Below are 16,967 nucleotides of genomic sequence, written 5' to 3' on the forward strand. Positions count from 1 at the left end.
CTCGCATCCGGCGACAGCAACGACAGACCAATGCCCGACCGGCTGGGCGCGCGAGCAGCTTCAGAATTCGCGGCGGCCGCCAGCTGAACGCGAACCTGCCCACCCCGTCCCGTGTACTTCACGGCGTTATCGACAAGATTCTGGATCACCTGGACAAGCTGGTCCCGGTCGCCGATCACCGAGGTGGGGCCGGCTGCGACCTCGGTCACGATGCTGACGCCCCGCGCCGCAGTCACCGGCCGCAGCGCGTCCGACACATCCTCCACAGTCCGGGCCAGATCGACCTTCCCGGCCGGCGGAATGTGTTCATTGAGCTCAATGCGGCTGAGCGAGAGCAGGTCGTCCACCAGCCGCGCCATGCGGTTGGCCTGCTCGGCCATGATCTCCAGGAACCGCTCACGCGCCTCCGCGTCGTCACGGGCATGGGTGCGCAGAGTCTCGATGAACCCGGCCAGGGATGCCAGCGGCGTTCGTAGTTCGTGGCTGGCGTTAGCCAGGAAGTCGGCCCGCATTCGCTCGGTGCGCCGGGCGTCCGTCTCATCCCGAAGCACGACAACCAGGGTTCGCTGGCCGTCGTGGGTCAGATCCAAGGGTCTGGCAAAGGCGCGCCAGTAACGAGGCTGGACGCCAATGGTTTCGAACGCCACCTCGGTCGGCGTGTCAGTGGCCAGCGCATGCTCGATGGCCTCCAACACCTCAGGCTGGCGCATGGCTGCGCCAAGGGGCGCGCCGGCCAGCCGAATGCGAAACACCTCTCTGGCGGCCTGGTTGCCATAGGAAATCTCGGGCGCCTCGTGCTCGCCGCCCCGCACCAGGATTACCGGCTCGGGCAGCAGTTCGAGGATGAGTTGAGCCGCCGCTCCGGCGCCCGTTCGCTCGGCCGCCTCGCCCATGGCTCAGCTCACCGGCACGCCGACTTGCCGCGCGACCTCACGCAGCGCCTGTTGATCACCGGGGGAGCCCGCGAAGGCCGCGCTGGCGGCTCGATAGTCGGCAGCGGCCTGCGACGTCTGGCCCAGCACCATGCGGGCGCGAAGCAGCCGTTCCCAACCGGCCCGGTCGCGCGGATTCTGCTTCAGCCGCTCGGCCAACCCGGAGACCATGCCCGCGATCATCTGCTGGCGGTCAGCCTCGGACATCGCCTGAGCCTCCGCCACTTGCGCAGCGGTCGGTCCCGGCGCGCCGGGCGCGGCAGGGTTGGGCGCCGCGGGGGGCAAGCGAGAGGCGATGTTGATCCCACGCTCCGCGGCGATCCGCTCCACCATGCCGCGCACTTCGGCGGCCCAGGGCGCACCGGGCGGCGCCGAACGCAGCAGGGCGATCCAATCGTTCATTGCTCCGTCACGATCGCCACGTTGATCCCTGGCGACGGCGAGGTAGTAGCGGCTGCGCGGGTCGGCGGCGTCCAAACTCAGGGCGCGGCGGAAAATCGCTTCGGCCGCGGGCGTCACCTGGCCTTGAGCCGCCAGCACCGTCGCCTCGCCCTGAGCGGAAAGGTACTCGACATTGCCCGGTTCCAGAGCGGCGGCACGGCCATAGGCTTCAGCGGCCTCGGCGTTGCGGCCGGTCTGGAGGTAGGACCAGCCCAGCATCCGCCAGCCTTCCACGTTGCCTGGCTGGCTGCGCATTTGGGCCTCAAGCTGGCCGATCATAGCGGCCACATCGCCCTGCGGGTGGTCCGTCGATGCGTCCGGCTTGGCTGTTCTCAGGTCTTCGGCCGGAGTCGGACGTCCGGGCAGGTCCGGACGGCCCAGCGCCAGGTAGAGACCAGTCCCCGCGAGGGTGATCGACGAGACTACCGCCAGCGCCACGATCAGCAACGCCCGCTCAGACAACGGTCGCGCCGCCGTCTCGCCCTGGCGCGCCTCGGCCAGCACCCGGCGCTTCAGATCGGTCTTCAACGCCTCAGCCTCAGCCGCCGGGATAGCGCCCGCCTCGGCCTGCGCTTCCAGTTCGCCGAGTTGATCCTTCAAGACACTCAGCGTGTCGGCCCGCCCTTTCAAAGCGGTGTCACGCCGCCGGATCAGCGGCACCGCCAGCCCGAGAGTGGCCAGCACCGTCATCAGGGTCAGGACCACCCAAAGCCACATTAGCGATCCCCACCTTCCTTCAACATGCGCGCCGCTTCCGCCTCTTCATCCGGTGTCAAGCCTTCGAGGCCGACCGGGCGGCGGCTTCGCAGATAGATCAATACACCGGCGCCGCCCAGCAGTAGCGCGGCCAGCGGTCCGAACCAGAGAGCCGCCGTGTCACCCCGGACCGGGGGGCGCAACTGAACAAAGCTGCCGTAGCGCGCTACAATGTAGTCCATGGCCTGTTCGTCGGTATCCCCTGCTGCGATGCGCTCGCGCAAAACGATCCGGAGATCACGGGCTAGTTCAGCGTTTGAATCGTCGATCGACTGGTTCTGACAAACCACGCAGCGAAGCTCACGCCCCAGGTGAAGCGCGCGCGCCTCCTGGGCCGGATCAGCCAGTTGTTCATCAGGATTTACCGCCCAGGCTGGCGCGGCGGCGAGCAGCACCCCCGTCGTCAGCATCGCCGCCAAAGTTCTCACGATTCCCTCTTCAGCTGTTCCATCAGCGGCCCGACTTTGCGGTCCCAATCATCGGGGGTCAGGGCGCCGACGTGCCGATAGCGGATGCGCCCCTGCTTATCGATGACGAAGGTCTCCGGCACACCGGCGACGCCGAGCTCGATTCCCGCGCGCCCCGTCGGATCCTCTCCGGCGCGGATATAAGGGTCGCCGAACTCCGCGAGCCAGCGGGCGCTGTCACCGGGGCGTTTCTCCTTCCAGGCCAGACCATGGATCGCCACGCCTTCCGACCTCAGCCGCAGAAACACCGGCATCTCCACCCGGCATGGCCCGCACCAGGAGGCGAAGACGTTGAGCAGCATCGGCTCACCTGTCTTCAGATCAGCGTTCGAGAGCCCCACGTCGCCCGGACGGACCGGTCCGACGGCGAAGGCCGGAGCGGGCTTGCCTATGAATGCAGACGGTAGCGATCGCGGGTCGCGCTCCAGGCCGACGAAGAACACCAGCAGGAGGACGACGAACGCCGCGACCGGCGCAAGAAACAGGAGCCGCTTCATTCTGCCGCTACCGGCCGAGCCTGGGCCAAGGGCTGCTCGCGGATGCCGGCGCCCAGCCTTAACCGCCGGTCGCTGAGCGAAATCAGGCCGCCCGCCGACATCGCGAAGCCGCCGATCCATATCCAGACGATCAGTGGATGGTTCCACATGCGCACGACGATGCCCGCCTCGGACTCTTCACCGACCTGGACATAGTAGTTGCCCAGCGGGCTCACACGGATCGCCGCCTCAGTCGTCTGGGACTGGGCGGTCGGATAGAAGCGTCGTTCGCTTCGGAACGTGTAGCTGCCCTCGCCCTGCTTCACTTCGAAGCGGGCCCGCCGCGCCTCATAGTTAGGGCCCTGAACGGTCTCCAGCGCCAGCATTGTCAGGGTGCGACCAGCAAACTCCGTGGACTGGCCGGGCTTCATGTTCAGCACTTTGTCGCTGTCCCATGCCGTGACGCCGGTGATCCCAAGCGCCAAAAGACCCAGGCCAAGGTGGGCGACCGTAAGGCCCCAGATCGACCGTGGCGTCGTCCGGATGGAACGCCCCAGATAGGCTCTGCCGGCCCACCATCGACGGACCAGAATCCACACCGAACCCAGAATCAGCCAAGCCGCGACGCTCAGGCCGATCGCGGTCACCACGCCCTTAAGTCCCCCCGCGATCAGTGCGCCGATCAGCACTACGGCGGCGATGGCGGCTGGGACTTTGAGCCGCTCGAGCGCCGCACGCACGCTGTCGCGCCGCCAGGTCAACATCGGTCCGAACACCGCCGCCAGCAGCAATGGCACCGCAAGGGGCGTAAACGTCAGCGCGTAGTAGGGGGGGCCCACCGAGATTTTTTCGCCGTTCAGCATCTCGATGAAAACTGGGCTGAAGGTTCCGAGGAAGACCGTGGCCGTCAGCACGGCCAGGAAGAGATTGTTGAGCGTTACGCCACCTTCGCGCGAAATGGGCTGGAAGACCGCCCCGGATCGCAGGCCCGGCGCCCGCCACGCGTAGAGCGCCAGCGACGCCCCGGTGGTCACGACCAGTATGCCCAGAATGTAGACGCCCCGTTCCGGGTCGACCGCAAAGGCGTGCACGCTGGTGAGGATGCCCGATCGCACCAGGAATGTACCCACCAGACTGAGCGAGAACGTGAGGATCGCCAGCAGCAAGGTCCAGGAAACCAGCGCCCCGCGACGTTCGAGAACGAGCGCCGAGTGCAACAGCGCCGTACCCAGAAGCCAAGGCATCAGCGAGGCGTTCTCCACAGGGTCCCAGAACCACCAGCCGCCCCAGCCCAGCTCGTAATAGGCCCAGGCGCTGCCCAGGGTGACGCCCGCCGTGAGGGGCGCCCATGCAGCCAGGACCCAGGGGCGAACCCAGCGGGCCCAAGCCGCGTCAACGCGTCCTTCAATCAGGGCCGCCACGGCGAAACAGAACGCCACCGAGAAGCCGACGTATCCGAGGTAGAGCAGCGGCGGGTGCAACACGAGCCCGATATCCTGGAGCAGCGGATTGAGTTCCGCTCCGTTGGCCGGAACGGGATCGAGCCGCAGGAAAGGGTTCGAGGTGAAGATCAGAAAGCCCAGGAACGCTACGCCCAGAAGCCCTTGGATGCCCAAAACCCGGGCCTGAAGCGTTTCGCGCAGGGTCCCGCCGAATGCGGCGACACCGCCGCCATAAACCGCCAGGATCAGCACCCAGAGCAGCATCGAGCCCTCGTGGCTGCCCCAGGACGCGGAGAATCGGTACGGAAGCGGCTGGGTTGTGTGGCTGTGCTGCGCCACCAACGCGATCGAGAAATCGCTCACCACATAGGCATAGGCCAAGCATCCGAAGGCGAGCGTCACGAATCCGGCCTGAAGCAGCGCCGCCTGCCGGCCGAGGGCCATCAGCACCGCATCCCCTCTCGCTGCACCCCAAAGCGGCGCCACGGTCTGGACCGCGGCCAGCAGTAGGGCCAGGATCAGTGCGAACTGACCGACTTCCGCCGTCATGGACTTTGTGCTCCCTATGGTGTGACGTCGCGTGGTAGCGCGTTCGGTGCGGATCGGGAATGTTGCATTCTCGGTTCTTGGGTGCGGTCGATAGATCTGTTGATCGCAAAGGCGTTGGGGGACCGGGGGAGGTCATGGCCGAGACCTTCAAAATCGCGATCGTCGGATCCGGTCCGGCGGGATTGAGCGCCGCCGCGCATGCTGCGCGGAAGGGCCTCTCGCATGTGCTCCTGGAGAAGACCGACCACCTTTCCGATACGATCTATCGTTACCAAAAGGGCAAGCACGTCATGGCGACGCCTGCCGTGCTGGTGCTGCGGTCCGACTGCCAATTTGACGCTGGTAAGCGTGAAAAGATTCTCGATCAGTGGAATCAGGACGCTGCGGCGGCCGGCGTGAACGTGCGCTTCAACGCCGACGTAAAGGCGATAACCGGCGAAAGAGGCGCCTTCACGCTGGAACTCAAGACCGGTGGCGCGGTCATGGCCGAGAACGTCATCCTCGCCGTGGGCACTCAGGGCAATCCAAACCTGATGCGCTGCGAAGGCGGCGACTTGCCGCACGTGCAGTACCAACTCGACGATCCCGGCGAATACACGGACGAACACATCTTCGTCATCGGGGGCGGCGACGCCGGCATCGAGAACGCGATGGGCTTGATCGCCGACGCCGGCCAGAACAACACCGTCACCCTGCTGAACCGGGGCGCAGATTTCCCGACGGCCAAGAAGCCCAATGTCGACGGTCTGCTCGCCGCGCGCGACGCCGGCCGCATCTCGGTGATGACCGAGACGAGTACTGCCAAGGTCGAAACCGGCTGGATCACCGTCGACACGCCTCAGGGCCAGTCTCGTCATCGCTGCGACCGCATCATCGCGCGGATGGGCGCCGCACCGCCGCGCGCCTTTGTCGAGGCTGCGGGCGTGCAGTTCGCCAGCCCGGACCGGACCGCTTTCCCGACCCTGACCCCAACCTTCGAGAGCACCAGCAAGCCCGGCATATATGTGATCGGCGCGCTGGCCGGATACCCGCTGATCAAGCACTGCATGAACCAGGGCTATGACGCGGTGGAGTTCATCTCCGGGAACGCGGCGCTCGAGCCAGCCGACGAACCGCTGCTCAAGGCCAAGCTCAAGGATCTACCTGGAAACCGCACTGTGGCGGAGTGGCTGGAGTTTCTACGCAGCCGCGTGGAGATCCTTAACGGTCTCTCGCCTCTGCAGATGCGGGAGTTCCTGCTCGACTCGGAGGTCCGGGCCTACCGCCCGGGTGACGCAATGTTCGTCCGCAACGAGTCGGGATCGTCGGTGTTCGGCATCGCAGAAGGCTCAGTGAAGGTGGAGGTCGATCCCTCCAATCCCAACATCACTGTCCCAATCCCTCAGGGTTCGATCTTCGGCGAGGTGGGCCTGATCTCAGGCCGCAAGCGCGGCGCCACTATCCGCGCGGCCGAACCCACCATATGCGTTGAAATCCCTCGGATGGCGGCGCTGAAGCTCATGAGTCAGGTGCCACAGGCTCGGGAAACGGTGAACCGCATCACCACCGAGCGGCAGGTGCTACAGATTTTCAAGTCCGGCCTAACACCCGCCGACATTCAGGAGGTGCTTGCCGGCTCCGAGGTAATAGACGTCAAGCCCGGCGAAGCGATCATCAACGAAGGCGATATCTCCGACGATCTCTACATCATCCGCTCCGGATCAATGATCGTGGAGAAGAATCTGGGTGGCAAGCCAGTGTTCATGTCCTACGTCCCGGCTGGCTCCTACTCTGGCGAGATGGCGATGATCGAACGCGCCCCGCGAGTCGCCACGGTCAAGGCCGCGATCCGCTCCCAGGTGGTGAAACTGCCCGCCGACCCCTTCCGCCGGCTTCTGGCCCGCAAGCCCGAGCTGGCCAAGCGGATGTACGACGAGATGCGCGCACGCCGCGAGGTCAACGCATTCATCGAGGAACAGAAGGAACAGTTCGGCGGCGCGGTCGATATGTACTCCTCGGTCGCAAATTTTCTGATCAAGCAGGGTATCGGCGAGGCGACCGACGTGTTGCTCATCGACGAAAGCCTCTGCGTCGGCTGCGACAACTGCGAGAAGGCCTGCGCTGACAGCCATGACGGGCTGTCACGGCTCAACCGGGAAGCGGGCACTACCTTCGCCAACATCCACGTGCCCACCTCGTGTCGCCACTGCGAGCATCCGCACTGCATGAGCGACTGTCCGCCCAACGCCATTCGTCGGGGCCCCGATGGCGAAGTGTTCATCTCCGACACCTGCATCGGCTGCGGCAATTGCCAGCGCGCCTGCCCCTACGGCGTGATCCAGATGGATAAACCGCCGCCCAAGAAGCCGGCGCTCTGGGAGTGGATGCTGTTCGGCAAAGGGCCTGGTCCCGGCCAGCCTGATTACGCCTGGCGCAAGAAGGCGTCGAAGACCGGGAGAGGAGAATCGCCCAAGTTGGCGATCAAGTGCGACATGTGTTCCGGCAAGGCTGGCGGCCCGGCCTGCGTGCGCGCCTGCCCAACCGGTGCGGCGATCCGGGTTACGCCCGACGCCTTCCTGTCTGTGGCGCGTATTGAGCGGAGCGGTTGAGGCGTGACGCAGGCCGGGGGGCATACAGAACGTGTCAGGCATCGGACCCACGAAGGGTTCCTGCGACACAAGGGTTTTCGCTGGGCGCAGATCGCCACTGGCCTCTGCATCGTCGTGGTGGCGCTCTACATCTGGGTCGCGACCCAGCTGCAGGAGCCACCTAGCGGCGGAAGCTGGCTCGGCTATTTGCTGGGAATCATCGGCGCCGGCCTGATCGTCTGGCTGGCGCTGCTGGGCGTGCGCAAGCGGGTGATTACAGCCGGGCACTACTCTCTCAAGGCCTGGGTCTCGGCCCACGTCTATCTCGGACTTTCGCTGATCGTGATCGGCACCTTGCACACCGGCTTCCAGTTCGGTTGGAACGTGCACACCCTGGCCTACGCCCTGATGTTGGCGGTGATCGCGTCCGGCGGCTGGGGCATCTGGGCCTATGGAAACCTGCCCCAGCGCCTGCACGGCAATCGGGGTGAGACCACACGCCGCCAGATGCTGGAGACGCTCGACAGCCTGGACCGCCAGCTCAACGACGCCGCCCAGCCGCTCAATCGCGCCGGCGCCTCGATCGTCCGTTTGTCGATCGAACAGACCAGCCTCGGCGGCGGCTTCTGGCGACAGCTGACCGGCGCTCACGGCGATTGCGCCAATGCCCGCGCGCTCACCCGTCTCCGCGCCCTGCCCGCCTCGGAAAGCGCCCGCCAGGCCGAGGCGCTCGCCAAGATCGAGGATCTGCTCCGTCAGAAATCCGACGCGTTGGCGCTCGCACGCCGACAGATGCGCATCACCGCCATGCTCGAGGTCTGGCTCTTCATTCACATCCCGGCGACCTTCGCCCTGCTGGCGGCGCTTACGGCGCATATCGTCAGCGTTTTCGTCTATTGGTGATCCGTGGCTGGAGTCTTTCACCTCAAACTGATCACCCAGCGCGCCGGCGGCGGCGACCCCATCATCCGCGAGCGCGAGGTCGCGGGGCCCACGCTCAACCTGGGTCGCGAAACCGACAACGATATCGTACTGGCGGACTTGGCCATCGATCCCCGCCATGCGCGCGCCACGCTGACGGGGCCAGGTCGAGTGACGCTCGAGAGCGTGAGCGGTCTTTCCTTCCAGGTTGATGGTCGCGACGTCCAACGCGCGGACCTGAACCTCTCGGCCCGTCCGGTCGTCGCTTTCGCCAGCTATCACCTGACCTTCGCCATAGCCGAGGATGGCGGCTGCGCCGTCACCGTCGAACGCGACGACCATGCCGATCCCAAGAGCCCCAGCGTGTTTTCGCTCAAGGCGCCCGTCTTCGGTCGCCGCAACATGGCTTGGGCGCTGGGCGCCGGTATCTTTCTGATCTGTCTTCTGGTCCCATTGTTCGCCTCGGACCTTCTATCCCCTGCCAAGATTCATCCCGACCAGCAGTGGTCGAGCGGGCCTCTCTCAAAGTCTCACGCCTTCCTCGAAACAGACTGCAAGGCCTGTCACACCAACGCTTTCGTCTCGGTGCGCGATGACGCCTGCCTGGACTGCCACAAGGCCGAGGCCGACCCCGCCGCCCGAGCGATCACCATTGCCCGATCCGCCGAGCTCGGTAGTCCGTTTGAACCCCGGCTGGTCTTTGATCACGCAACGCCCGACCGACTCGCAAAGGGCACGCCCCTTCCGTCAGGTCCAGCAATGGTCGGAGCGCTTGTTCAACGCGCCTTCAACCACCCGACCGACCGCTGCGCGAGCTGTCACATCGAGCACACCAAGCCGACGCCCATCGCAGACGAAGATCCCAAGGCGCCCTTGGCCGATAAGCCCACGCTGGTTGAAGTCAACGACTGCCAGTCCTGCCACACGGGTCTCTCAGGACGGCTCGGCAAGACCGATCTGATCGACACGCCCGACTGGGGCAGACATCCTGCTTTCCGTCCGCTAGTCGTCACCGCTGCGGGCGATAGGCCCACTCTGCAACGTATCCCGCTCAGCCGCGGGCCGCAGGAACGCAATGGCCTGATCTTCCCGCATGATGTGCATCTGAGCGCTACGGGCGGCGTGGCCCGGCAGGCTATCGTCCTCGGCAAGGCTGCAGGCTACGGCGGCCCGCTGGACTGCGCGTCCTGCCACCGCGCCGACGTCTCAGGCCAAGGCTTCAAGCCTATCGAGATGGAACGTGATTGCGGCGATTGTCACAGCCTCGCCTACACCCGGGTTGACGGCCAACTCCGCAACCTGCCCCACGGCGAGCTCCAGAAGGTGGTCGACACGCTTGCCGGTCGGACGCTCACCAGCTCCGCTGGCGACAATCGCGCCCGCCCGGGCATGATCCGCCCGACGGCGTTCGCAGCGTCGGGGGCAAGCGCCTATCGCGCGACCTTCTCTCCTGGCGGAGCCTGCTACGACTGCCACACGATCACCTGGGCGGGCGACACGGTGCGCATGGCGCCGGTGTCGCTGACCGACCGATACCTTCCGCGCGGCGCTTTCGATCACTCGGTGCCGGAACATGGAGGACCCGGCGGGCCTAAACCCGGTGCGGCCACGTGCGCCGACTGCCACAAGACCACGACATCTGCCCGCAGCAGCGACCTGTTGCTGCCGAACCTTGCCCAGTGCGCCACCTGCCACGGCAAGACGACCGCCCAGACGCCCGCGGCCGATGATGCTGACTGCACAACCTGCCACAGCTTCCACGCCCCGGGTCAGTCGACACCGGCTCCAGGCCATCCGCCGCTGGAATCGTTGAGATGGAAGGCCGACAAGATCGCCCGCCGGGGTGCTGGGGCCTGACGGTCGATCTCCGTCACGAGCATCGATGACTCCACAAAGCAAAACGCCGCCCCGGTCACCCGGGGCGGCGCTCGCAACTTCCGCGATCTGGCCGAGGCTCAGACCACGCCGAAGGCCAGCATTGCGTCCGCCACCTTCTTGAAGCCGGCGATGTTGGCGCCCTTCACATAGTCCGGGATCTTTGAACCCGGACGGCCGCCGTACTCCAGGCAGGAGGTGTGGATGCCCAGCATGATGTCCTGCAGAAGGCGCTGTAGCTCCTCTTCCTTCCAGGAAATGCGCGCCGAGTTCTGACTCATCTCCAGGCCCGAGACCGCCACGCCGCCAGCATTGGCAGCCTTGCCAGGCGCATAGAGGATCTGCGCGTCCTTGAAGACATGCACCCCTTCCAGGTTGGTCGGCATGTTGGCGCCTTCCGACACCGCAATGCAGCCGTTCTTGACCAGCATACGGGCGTCGTCGCCCAAGAGCTCATTTTGGGTGGCGCAGGGCAGCGCAAGGTCGCACTTGACCCCCCAGGGCGTCTTGCCGGCGTGGAACTCCGCGCCCTTGAACTCCTTGGCGTACTCACTGATACGGCCGCGACGCTTGTTCTTGAGGTCTTTCACCCAATTGATTTTGTCCTGGGTCATGCCGTCGGGGTCGTAGACGAAGCCCTCCGAGTCCGAAAGCGTCACCACCTTGCCGCCGAGCATCGTCACCTTTTCGGCGGCGTGGGTCGCCACATTGCCCGAACCCGAGATTACCGCCGTGTGCCCCTCGATGTCCTTGCCCTGCGTCTTCAGCATGTTCTGCAGGAAATAGGTCGCGCCATAGCCGGTCGCTTCCGTGCGAATGAGGCTGCCGCCGTACTCCAATCCCTTGCCGGTCAGCACGCCGGTGAACTCGTTGGTGATCCGCTTGTACTGGCCGAACATGTAGCCGATCTCGCGGGCGCCCACGCCAATATCGCCGGCCGGCACGTCCACATCGGCGCCGATATAACGATAGAGTTCGGTCATCAGGCTCTGGCAGAACCGCATCACCTCGCCGTCCGACTTACCCTTCGGGTTGAAGTTCGAACCGCCCTTCCCGCCGCCCATGGGCAGACCGGTCAGCGCGTTCTTGAAGGTCTGCTCGAAGGCGAGGAACTTCAGCACGCTCTCCGTCACCGAGGGATGGAACCGGATGCCGCCCTTGTAGGGGCCGATGGCGTTGTTGTTCTGGACGCGCCAGGCGCGCTGCACCCGGATGTCGCCCTTGTCGTCCTGCCAGCAGACCCGGAAGCTGATCACCCGGTCGGGCTCGGCGATCCGGCGCAGGATCTGCGCCTTGTGATACTGCTCCTTGTCCTGGATGAAATCGAAGATGTCCTCGGCCACTTCCTGGACGGCCTGAACAAATTCGGGCTGCCCCGGATTTCGCCGCTTCACACCTTCGATGAAGGTCGCCAGATCCACATGATCGCTAACTGCCATCTATTGCCCCTTTTCACCGGTCCGCGTCGCGAGCCGGTAGTTGTGCTTCGTCGGAAACGCGCTGACTCCCATACGGACTAAAGCGCATTTTTGGACGCGCTGTCCAAGGTCGTGTTCGCCGCCCCTTCACAAGTCGCAGGAATATGCGTCAATTCATATCCGGGCTTGGGGAGCGACCATGACGAAAGCGTCTGATCTTTTTGTGCAGTGTCTTGAGGAAGAGGGCGTCGAGTACGTCTTCGGGGTTCCAGGCGAGGAGAACCTCGACTTCCTGGACAGCCTTTCGCGATCCACAAAGATCAAACTCATCCTGACCCGGCACGAACAAGGCGCGGGCTTCATGGCCTCAACCTATGGCCGTCACACGGGCAAGGCTGGGGTGTGCGTGGCCACCCTGGGTCCGGGCGCCACCAACTTCGTCACCGCCGCCGCCTACGCGCAGCTCGGTGGAATGCCGATGATGATGCTGACCGGCCAGAAGCCGATCAAGAAGTCCAAGCAGGGTCGATTCCAGATCCTCGACGTGGTCGACATGATGAAGCCGATCACCAAGTACACCCACCAGCTGGCCAGCGCCGACAATATCCCCAGTCGGATCCGCGAGGCGTTCCGCTTGGCTCAGGAGGAAAAGCCGGGCGCCGTCCATATCGAGTTCCCGGAGGACATCGCCGAGGAACATACCGACTCCAAGCCCTTCCCCAAGAGCAACGCGCGGCGACCGGTGCCGGATGAAAAGTCCGTCCGCGCCGCAGCCAAGCGGATTGAACAGGCCAAGTCGCCGATTCTGGTGATCGGCGCCGGCGCGAACCGCGCCATGACCAGCCGCATGCTCGGCCAGTTCATCGAAAAGACCGGCATTCCCTTCGTCTCGACTCAGCTCGGCAAGGGCGTGGTCGATGAGTTGAACCCGAAGTTCCTCGGCTGCGCTGCGCTGTCGGCGGGCGACTTCGTTCACCGGGCCATCGGCGCGGCCGACCTGATCATCAATGTCGGGCATGACGTGATCGAGAAGCCGCCGTTCTTCATGCAACCGGGCGGGGCCGAAGTGATCCACATCAACTTCCGCTCGGCCGAAGTCGATCCGGTCTACTTCCCGCAGTATGAGGTGATCGGCGATATCGGAAACGCGATCTGGCAGATCAAGGAAGATATTCTGCCCCAATCAAGTTGGGATTTCTCTGCCATGTTCAAGGCCCGCGCGGCCGAGGTAGAGCATACCGCCAAGTACGAAAACGACATGCGGTTCCCGATTTACCCGCAGTATCTGGTGAAGCAGATCCGCGACGCGATCCCGCAGGATGGGATCATTTGTCTCGACAACGGCGTCTACAAGATCTGGTTCGCCCGCAACTATCCGGCTCGTGCGCCCAATACTGTACTGCTCGACAACGCCCTGGCCACGATGGGCGCGGGCCTGCCCTCAGCAATGATGTCCAGCATGGTCTATCCGGACCGCAAGGTGCTGGCGATCTGCGGCGACGGCGGCTTCATGATGAACAGCCAGGAGATGGAGACCGCCGTCCGGCTCAAGCTCAATGTCACCGTATTGATCCTAAACGACAATTCCTACGGCATGATCCGCTGGAAGCAGGCCAACATGGGCTTCAAGGACTGGGGCCTCACCTATGGCAACCCCGACTTCGTCCAATACGCGAAGAGCTATGGCGCCAACGGTTATCGCGTCGAGAGCGCGTCACACCTACCCGAACTCCTCAAGCAATGCCTCAACACGCCAGGGGTCAATCTGATCGACTGCCCGGTGGACTATTCCGACAACGATCTGATCCTGAACCGGCAGATCAAGGAATTGAGCGCGGCGCTCTGACAACGGCGAAGGGAGACGCTGCCATGCCCGCGCTGAGAGAGAGCTATCCGCTCTATCTGGCCAATGAGGCTCAGACCCCCAACCTCGACCTCGAGGTGACGGACAAGTACACGGGCAAGGTCGCCACCCGGGTGGCGCTCGCCAACGCCGCGATCATTGACGCCGGCATAGCCGCGACCCTGGAGGCGGCCGAGCCGATGGCCCGAATGCCGGCTTATGCGCGGCAGGCTGTGCTGGCCCACTGCGTCACCCGCTTCCAGGAACGGTTCGACGAGTTGGCCTATGCGCTCTGCATCGAAGCCGGCAAACCGATCCGCGACGCCAGAGGCGAAGTCACCCGCTTGATCGACACCTTCCGAATCGCCGCGGAAGAAAGCGTGCGCATGACGGGCGAGGTTCAGCCGCTCGACATCTCACCTCGCGCCAAGGGCTATGTCGGGATGTGGAAGCGGGTGCCGATCGGCCCCTGCTCGTTTATCAGCCCCTTCAATTTCCCGCTGAACCTGGCGGCTCACAAGATCGCGCCCGCGCTCGCGGTCGGGTGTCCGTTCGTGATGAAGCCCGCCTCACGCACTCCACTGGGCGCGATCATTATCGGTGAGATCCTGGCAGAGACCGATCTGCCGAAGGGCGCCTTCTCGATCCTGCCCGCTCAACGGGATGGCGCGGACCTCTTCACCACCGACGAGCGACTGAAACTGCTGTCCTTTACCGGCTCGCCGGGCGTCGGCTGGGACCTAAAGGCCAAGGCGGGCAAGAAGAAGGTGGTGTTGGAGCTGGGCGGCAACGCGGCGGTCATCGTCGACGCCGACGCGGACCTCGAGGATGCGGTCGAACGCATCATCTTCGGCGCCTTTTACCAGTCGGGCCAGTCTTGCATCGGCGTGCAGCGGATCATCATCCACGCCTCGATCTACGAGGAGCTGAAGGCCCGGCTGATCGCCAAGACCAAGACCCTTATCGCCGGCGACCCGCGAGAGGAAACCACCTTCGTTGGCCCATTGATCGACGAGAAAGAAGCGAGGCGCCTCGACAGCTGGATACAGGCGGCTGTGGCGGATGGAGCCACTTTGCTCTGCGGCGGCAAGCGCGAGGGCGCGATGCTGGAAGCCACTCTGCTCGAGGGCGTTAGTCGCAAGGCCGCGCTCTATGCCGAAGAAGCCTTCGGGCCAGTGGCCATCCTTTCGAAGTTCTCTGACTTCAAGGATGCGATGAATGAGGTGAACGATTCCAAGTTCGGTTTACAGGCGGGCATCTTCACGCGCGATCTATTCAAAATGATGGACGCCTGGGACCACCTGGACGTCGGCGGCGTCGTGATTGGAGATGTGCCGAGCTACAGGGTGGACAATATGCCCTATGGCGGCGTGAAAGATTCCGGCTTAGGTCGTGAGGGGGTGCGTTTTGCGATGGAAGACATGACGGAAATTCGCAATCTGGTCATCCGTCGCCGGTGATCGTCCGTAACTATACGGGATTACGCGTGCTGCTTGGGGAGGCGGCTTGGTGTTGACGATCGCTCAGATCACCGACCTCCATGTAACAACGGAGAAAGATCCGCTGAATCAACAGCGGAACGAAGACCGGCTGCGCCAGGTCATGAAGGCCATCCACGAGTTGCGCCCCCGCCCTGTCGCCATCGTCGCCAGCGGTGATCTGGTCGACCGTGGTGAACGCGAGGAGTACCTCGAGCTCGAACGGGTGATGGCCGACTGCGAGATCCCGATTTTCTATGCCATCGGTAATCATGACAGCCGTGAGGGCTTCCTGTCGGTATTCTCGGGCCCAGGCGCGCAGACCGACGCCAATGGATTTGTCCAATACGCCGTCGACTTTGGCCCGATGCGCTTAGTGGTTTGCGACTCTCTCGATGGCCCCAATCACGGGGAGTACTGCGAAGATCGTGCGGCTTGGCTGGCAGCGACCCTCGACGAAGCGCCTGACAAACCCACCGCTGTGGTCATCCATCACCCTCCGATCCCCAGCGGCATCCAGTGGATGGACCCGGACCCCGCTTCTCCTTGGATCGGACGGCTGGCAGGTGTTCTCAAAGGGCGCGAGCAGGTTCAGACCATCGTCTGCGGCCACCTCCACCGCGCCTTTAATGGCGTCTTCGCGGGCCACGTCCTGTCGTCGGCGCCGGCAACATCAATCCAACTCACCCTGGACCTTTCCGAAGTCGACATGTTCGTGCCTGATGGTCGCGAGATCCTTGTCGAGGAACCACCGGCCTTCCAGCTGCTGATGTGCCAGCACGGCTCAATCACCACCCATGTCTGCCAGGCGGGCGAGTACACGCCAGCGGTGACCTACAACTTCCCCTTCCGCAAGCTCGCCTGACCGATGGCGACGGGACCGACGCAACGCGGGATCATCGGGTTGCTGAACGGCCTGATCGCGCGACTTCGTGCGACGGGAGGCAAGACTTGGGCGGATATCATCACAGTGTTCGTCGTCGCCGGGTTGGCCACGGCCGCCGCCCTGGCGCTCAACCGCACGACACCGGTGCGCTTCGTTGAGAACCTGACCTACGACCTGCGCCAGGCCATTGGCGCTCCGGCGGCCAAACCTCAGTTCGTGATTGTTAAGATCGACGACGACGCCCTCAACGCCATGCGCGAGGCTTCTGCCTGCCATTGCCTCTCACCCATCGACAAGATCTGGCTCGCCGATCTTTTGGCGGCATTGGACGCCAAGGGCGTTAAGGCGACCGCCGTCGACTATCTGCTCGACACCTGGGATTCGCCCGAGGAGTTCGCCGAGTTCCAGCGGCGCATCGCCAACACCAAAGCCCCGATCATCGCCGCTGTCGATCCTCAGCTGAAGCCTGGCGTGGACTTCCCGGTGGCGCCCAAACTGCACTACGCAGACGCTCGCGCGTTGGTCCGCGTGGACTATGATGATGTCGTGCGGCGCTACGATCCCCTGCCCGGGGTGAACCGGGCTCTGGCCACCGAGACAGGCGTTGCCGCAGTCGGCCTGACACCTAAGCCCGGCTCCTTCGCCATACGCTATCGTCGGCCTGACCCCTCAGTGCAGGCGGAAAACACCGGCGCTATCGCGCCATCCTATTCGGCGGCGTTTATCTCGTTCCTCCCGGACGCGCTGTTCAAGGACAAGATCGTCTTCATCGGCCGCGTCACCCGTTCAGCCACGGCCGACTCCGACACCCTGAAAGAGGACATGCACACCACGCCGTTGCGCTTCCTTCCGGGCCACTACGACGGCACGCCCGGCGTTGAGGTGCACGTCCACGCCCTGTCCCAAATGATTGAAG

General features: G+C 64.4%; 13 protein-coding genes. 7 read left to right on the forward strand and 6 right to left on the reverse strand.

Features of this window, described 5'->3' with window-relative positions; translation table 11 throughout:
• The 5 genes from ACIQ3R_RS06390 to ACIQ3R_RS06410 form a co-directional block, all read right to left on the reverse strand.
• On the reverse strand, nucleotides 1–893 hold an 893-nt coding region (locus ACIQ3R_RS06390; RefSeq protein ID WP_397416402.1), incomplete at its 3' end, for a histidine kinase dimerization/phospho-acceptor domain-containing protein.
• A 3-nt stretch (nucleotides 894–896) separates the two neighbouring features.
• Entirely contained in the window at nucleotides 897–2,090 is a 1,194-nt protein-coding gene (gene ccmI / locus ACIQ3R_RS06395; RefSeq protein ID WP_397416404.1) for a c-type cytochrome biogenesis protein CcmI, read from the reverse strand.
• Entirely contained in the window at nucleotides 2,090–2,539 is a 450-nt protein-coding gene (locus ACIQ3R_RS06400; RefSeq protein WP_397416425.1) for a cytochrome c-type biogenesis protein CcmH, read from the reverse strand. The genes ccmI and ACIQ3R_RS06400 overlap by 1 nt, the downstream gene beginning before the upstream one ends.
• 14 nt (nucleotides 2,540–2,553) lie before the next feature.
• A complete protein-coding gene (locus tag ACIQ3R_RS06405; protein WP_397416406.1) occupies nucleotides 2,554–3,093 on the reverse strand; it encodes a DsbE family thiol:disulfide interchange protein in 540 nt (179 codons plus the stop codon).
• Nucleotides 3,090–5,063, reverse strand: a complete 1,974-nt coding sequence (locus ACIQ3R_RS06410; RefSeq protein ID WP_397416408.1) for a heme lyase CcmF/NrfE family subunit — start codon at nucleotides 5,061–5,063, stop codon at nucleotides 3,090–3,092. Before ACIQ3R_RS06410 ends, ACIQ3R_RS06405 begins: the two co-directional genes overlap by 4 nt.
• A gap of 134 nt (nucleotides 5,064–5,197) precedes the next feature.
• Between ACIQ3R_RS06410 and ACIQ3R_RS06415 the strand changes: the two genes are divergently transcribed.
• The 3 genes from ACIQ3R_RS06415 to ACIQ3R_RS06425 are packed head-to-tail and all read left to right on the forward strand — an operon-like array spanning nucleotide 5,198 to nucleotide 10,408.
• On the forward strand, nucleotides 5,198–7,651 hold the full coding sequence (locus ACIQ3R_RS06415; RefSeq protein ID WP_397416410.1) for an NAD(P)-binding domain-containing protein: 2,454 nt from the start codon (nucleotides 5,198–5,200) through the stop codon (nucleotides 7,649–7,651).
• A 3-nt stretch (nucleotides 7,652–7,654) separates the two neighbouring features.
• Nucleotides 7,655–8,533 carry a hypothetical protein gene (locus ACIQ3R_RS06420; RefSeq protein WP_397416412.1) on the forward strand — a complete coding sequence of 293 codons (879 nt, stop codon included), beginning with the start codon at nucleotides 7,655–7,657 and terminating at the stop codon, nucleotides 8,531–8,533.
• Between the two features lie 3 nt (nucleotides 8,534–8,536).
• Nucleotides 8,537–10,408, forward strand: coding sequence for a cytochrome c3 family protein (locus ACIQ3R_RS06425; protein WP_397416414.1), 1,872 nt, complete (start codon nucleotides 8,537–8,539; stop codon nucleotides 10,406–10,408).
• Between the two features lie 98 nt (nucleotides 10,409–10,506).
• On the opposite strand, the gene gdhA is transcribed toward ACIQ3R_RS06425, so the two are convergent.
• Nucleotides 10,507–11,865, reverse strand: a complete 1,359-nt coding sequence (gdhA, locus tag ACIQ3R_RS06430) for an NADP-specific glutamate dehydrogenase (protein WP_397416416.1) — start codon at nucleotides 11,863–11,865, stop codon at nucleotides 10,507–10,509.
• Between the two features lie 178 nt (nucleotides 11,866–12,043).
• On the opposite strand from gdhA, the gene ACIQ3R_RS06435 reads away from it, so the two are divergent.
• The 4 genes from ACIQ3R_RS06435 to ACIQ3R_RS06450 form a co-directional block, all read left to right on the forward strand.
• Entirely contained in the window at nucleotides 12,044–13,690 is a 1,647-nt protein-coding gene (locus tag ACIQ3R_RS06435; protein ID WP_397416418.1) for an acetolactate synthase large subunit, read from the forward strand.
• Nucleotides 13,691–13,713: 23 nt separating this feature from the next.
• On the forward strand, nucleotides 13,714–15,147 hold the full coding sequence (locus ACIQ3R_RS06440) for an aldehyde dehydrogenase family protein (RefSeq protein WP_397416420.1): 1,434 nt from the start codon (nucleotides 13,714–13,716) through the stop codon (nucleotides 15,145–15,147).
• Between the two features lie 49 nt (nucleotides 15,148–15,196).
• The gene (locus tag ACIQ3R_RS06445; protein ID WP_397416428.1) at nucleotides 15,197–16,030 is read left to right on the forward strand and encodes a phosphodiesterase; all 834 of its coding nucleotides are present in this window, start codon (nucleotides 15,197–15,199) and stop codon (nucleotides 16,028–16,030) included.
• Between the two features lie 3 nt (nucleotides 16,031–16,033).
• The coding region (locus tag ACIQ3R_RS06450) for a CHASE2 domain-containing protein (protein WP_397416422.1) at nucleotides 16,034–16,967 on the forward strand (934 nt) is incomplete at its 3' end.

It is taken from the genome of Phenylobacterium sp., from assembly GCF_044371015.1.
GTDB lineage: Bacteria > Pseudomonadota > Alphaproteobacteria > Caulobacterales > Caulobacteraceae > Phenylobacterium.

Bases quoted from the DNA above. Each gene is read 5' to 3' on its own strand.
- ACIQ3R_RS06400 (WP_397416425.1), bottom strand. From the start codon at position 2,539: ATGCTGACGACGGGGGTGCTGCTCGCCGCCGCGCCAGCCTGGGCGGTA.
- ACIQ3R_RS06410 (WP_397416408.1), bottom strand. From the start codon at position 5,063: ATGACGGCGGAAGTCGGTCAGTTCGCACTGATCCTGGCCCTACTGCTG.
- ACIQ3R_RS06435 (WP_397416418.1), top strand. From the start codon at position 12,044: ATGACGAAAGCGTCTGATCTTTTTGTGCAGTGTCTTGAGGAAGAGGGC.
- ACIQ3R_RS06440 (WP_397416420.1), top strand. From the start codon at position 13,714: ATGCCCGCGCTGAGAGAGAGCTATCCGCTCTATCTGGCCAATGAGGCT.
- ACIQ3R_RS06415 (WP_397416410.1), top strand. From the start codon at position 5,198: ATGGCCGAGACCTTCAAAATCGCGATCGTCGGATCCGGTCCGGCGGGA.
- ACIQ3R_RS06405 (WP_397416406.1), bottom strand. From the start codon at position 3,093: ATGAAGCGGCTCCTGTTTCTTGCGCCGGTCGCGGCGTTCGTCGTCCTC.
- gdhA (WP_397416416.1), bottom strand. From the start codon at position 11,865: ATGGCAGTTAGCGATCATGTGGATCTGGCGACCTTCATCGAAGGTGTG.
- ccmI (WP_397416404.1), bottom strand. From the start codon at position 2,090: ATGTGGCTTTGGGTGGTCCTGACCCTGATGACGGTGCTGGCCACTCTC.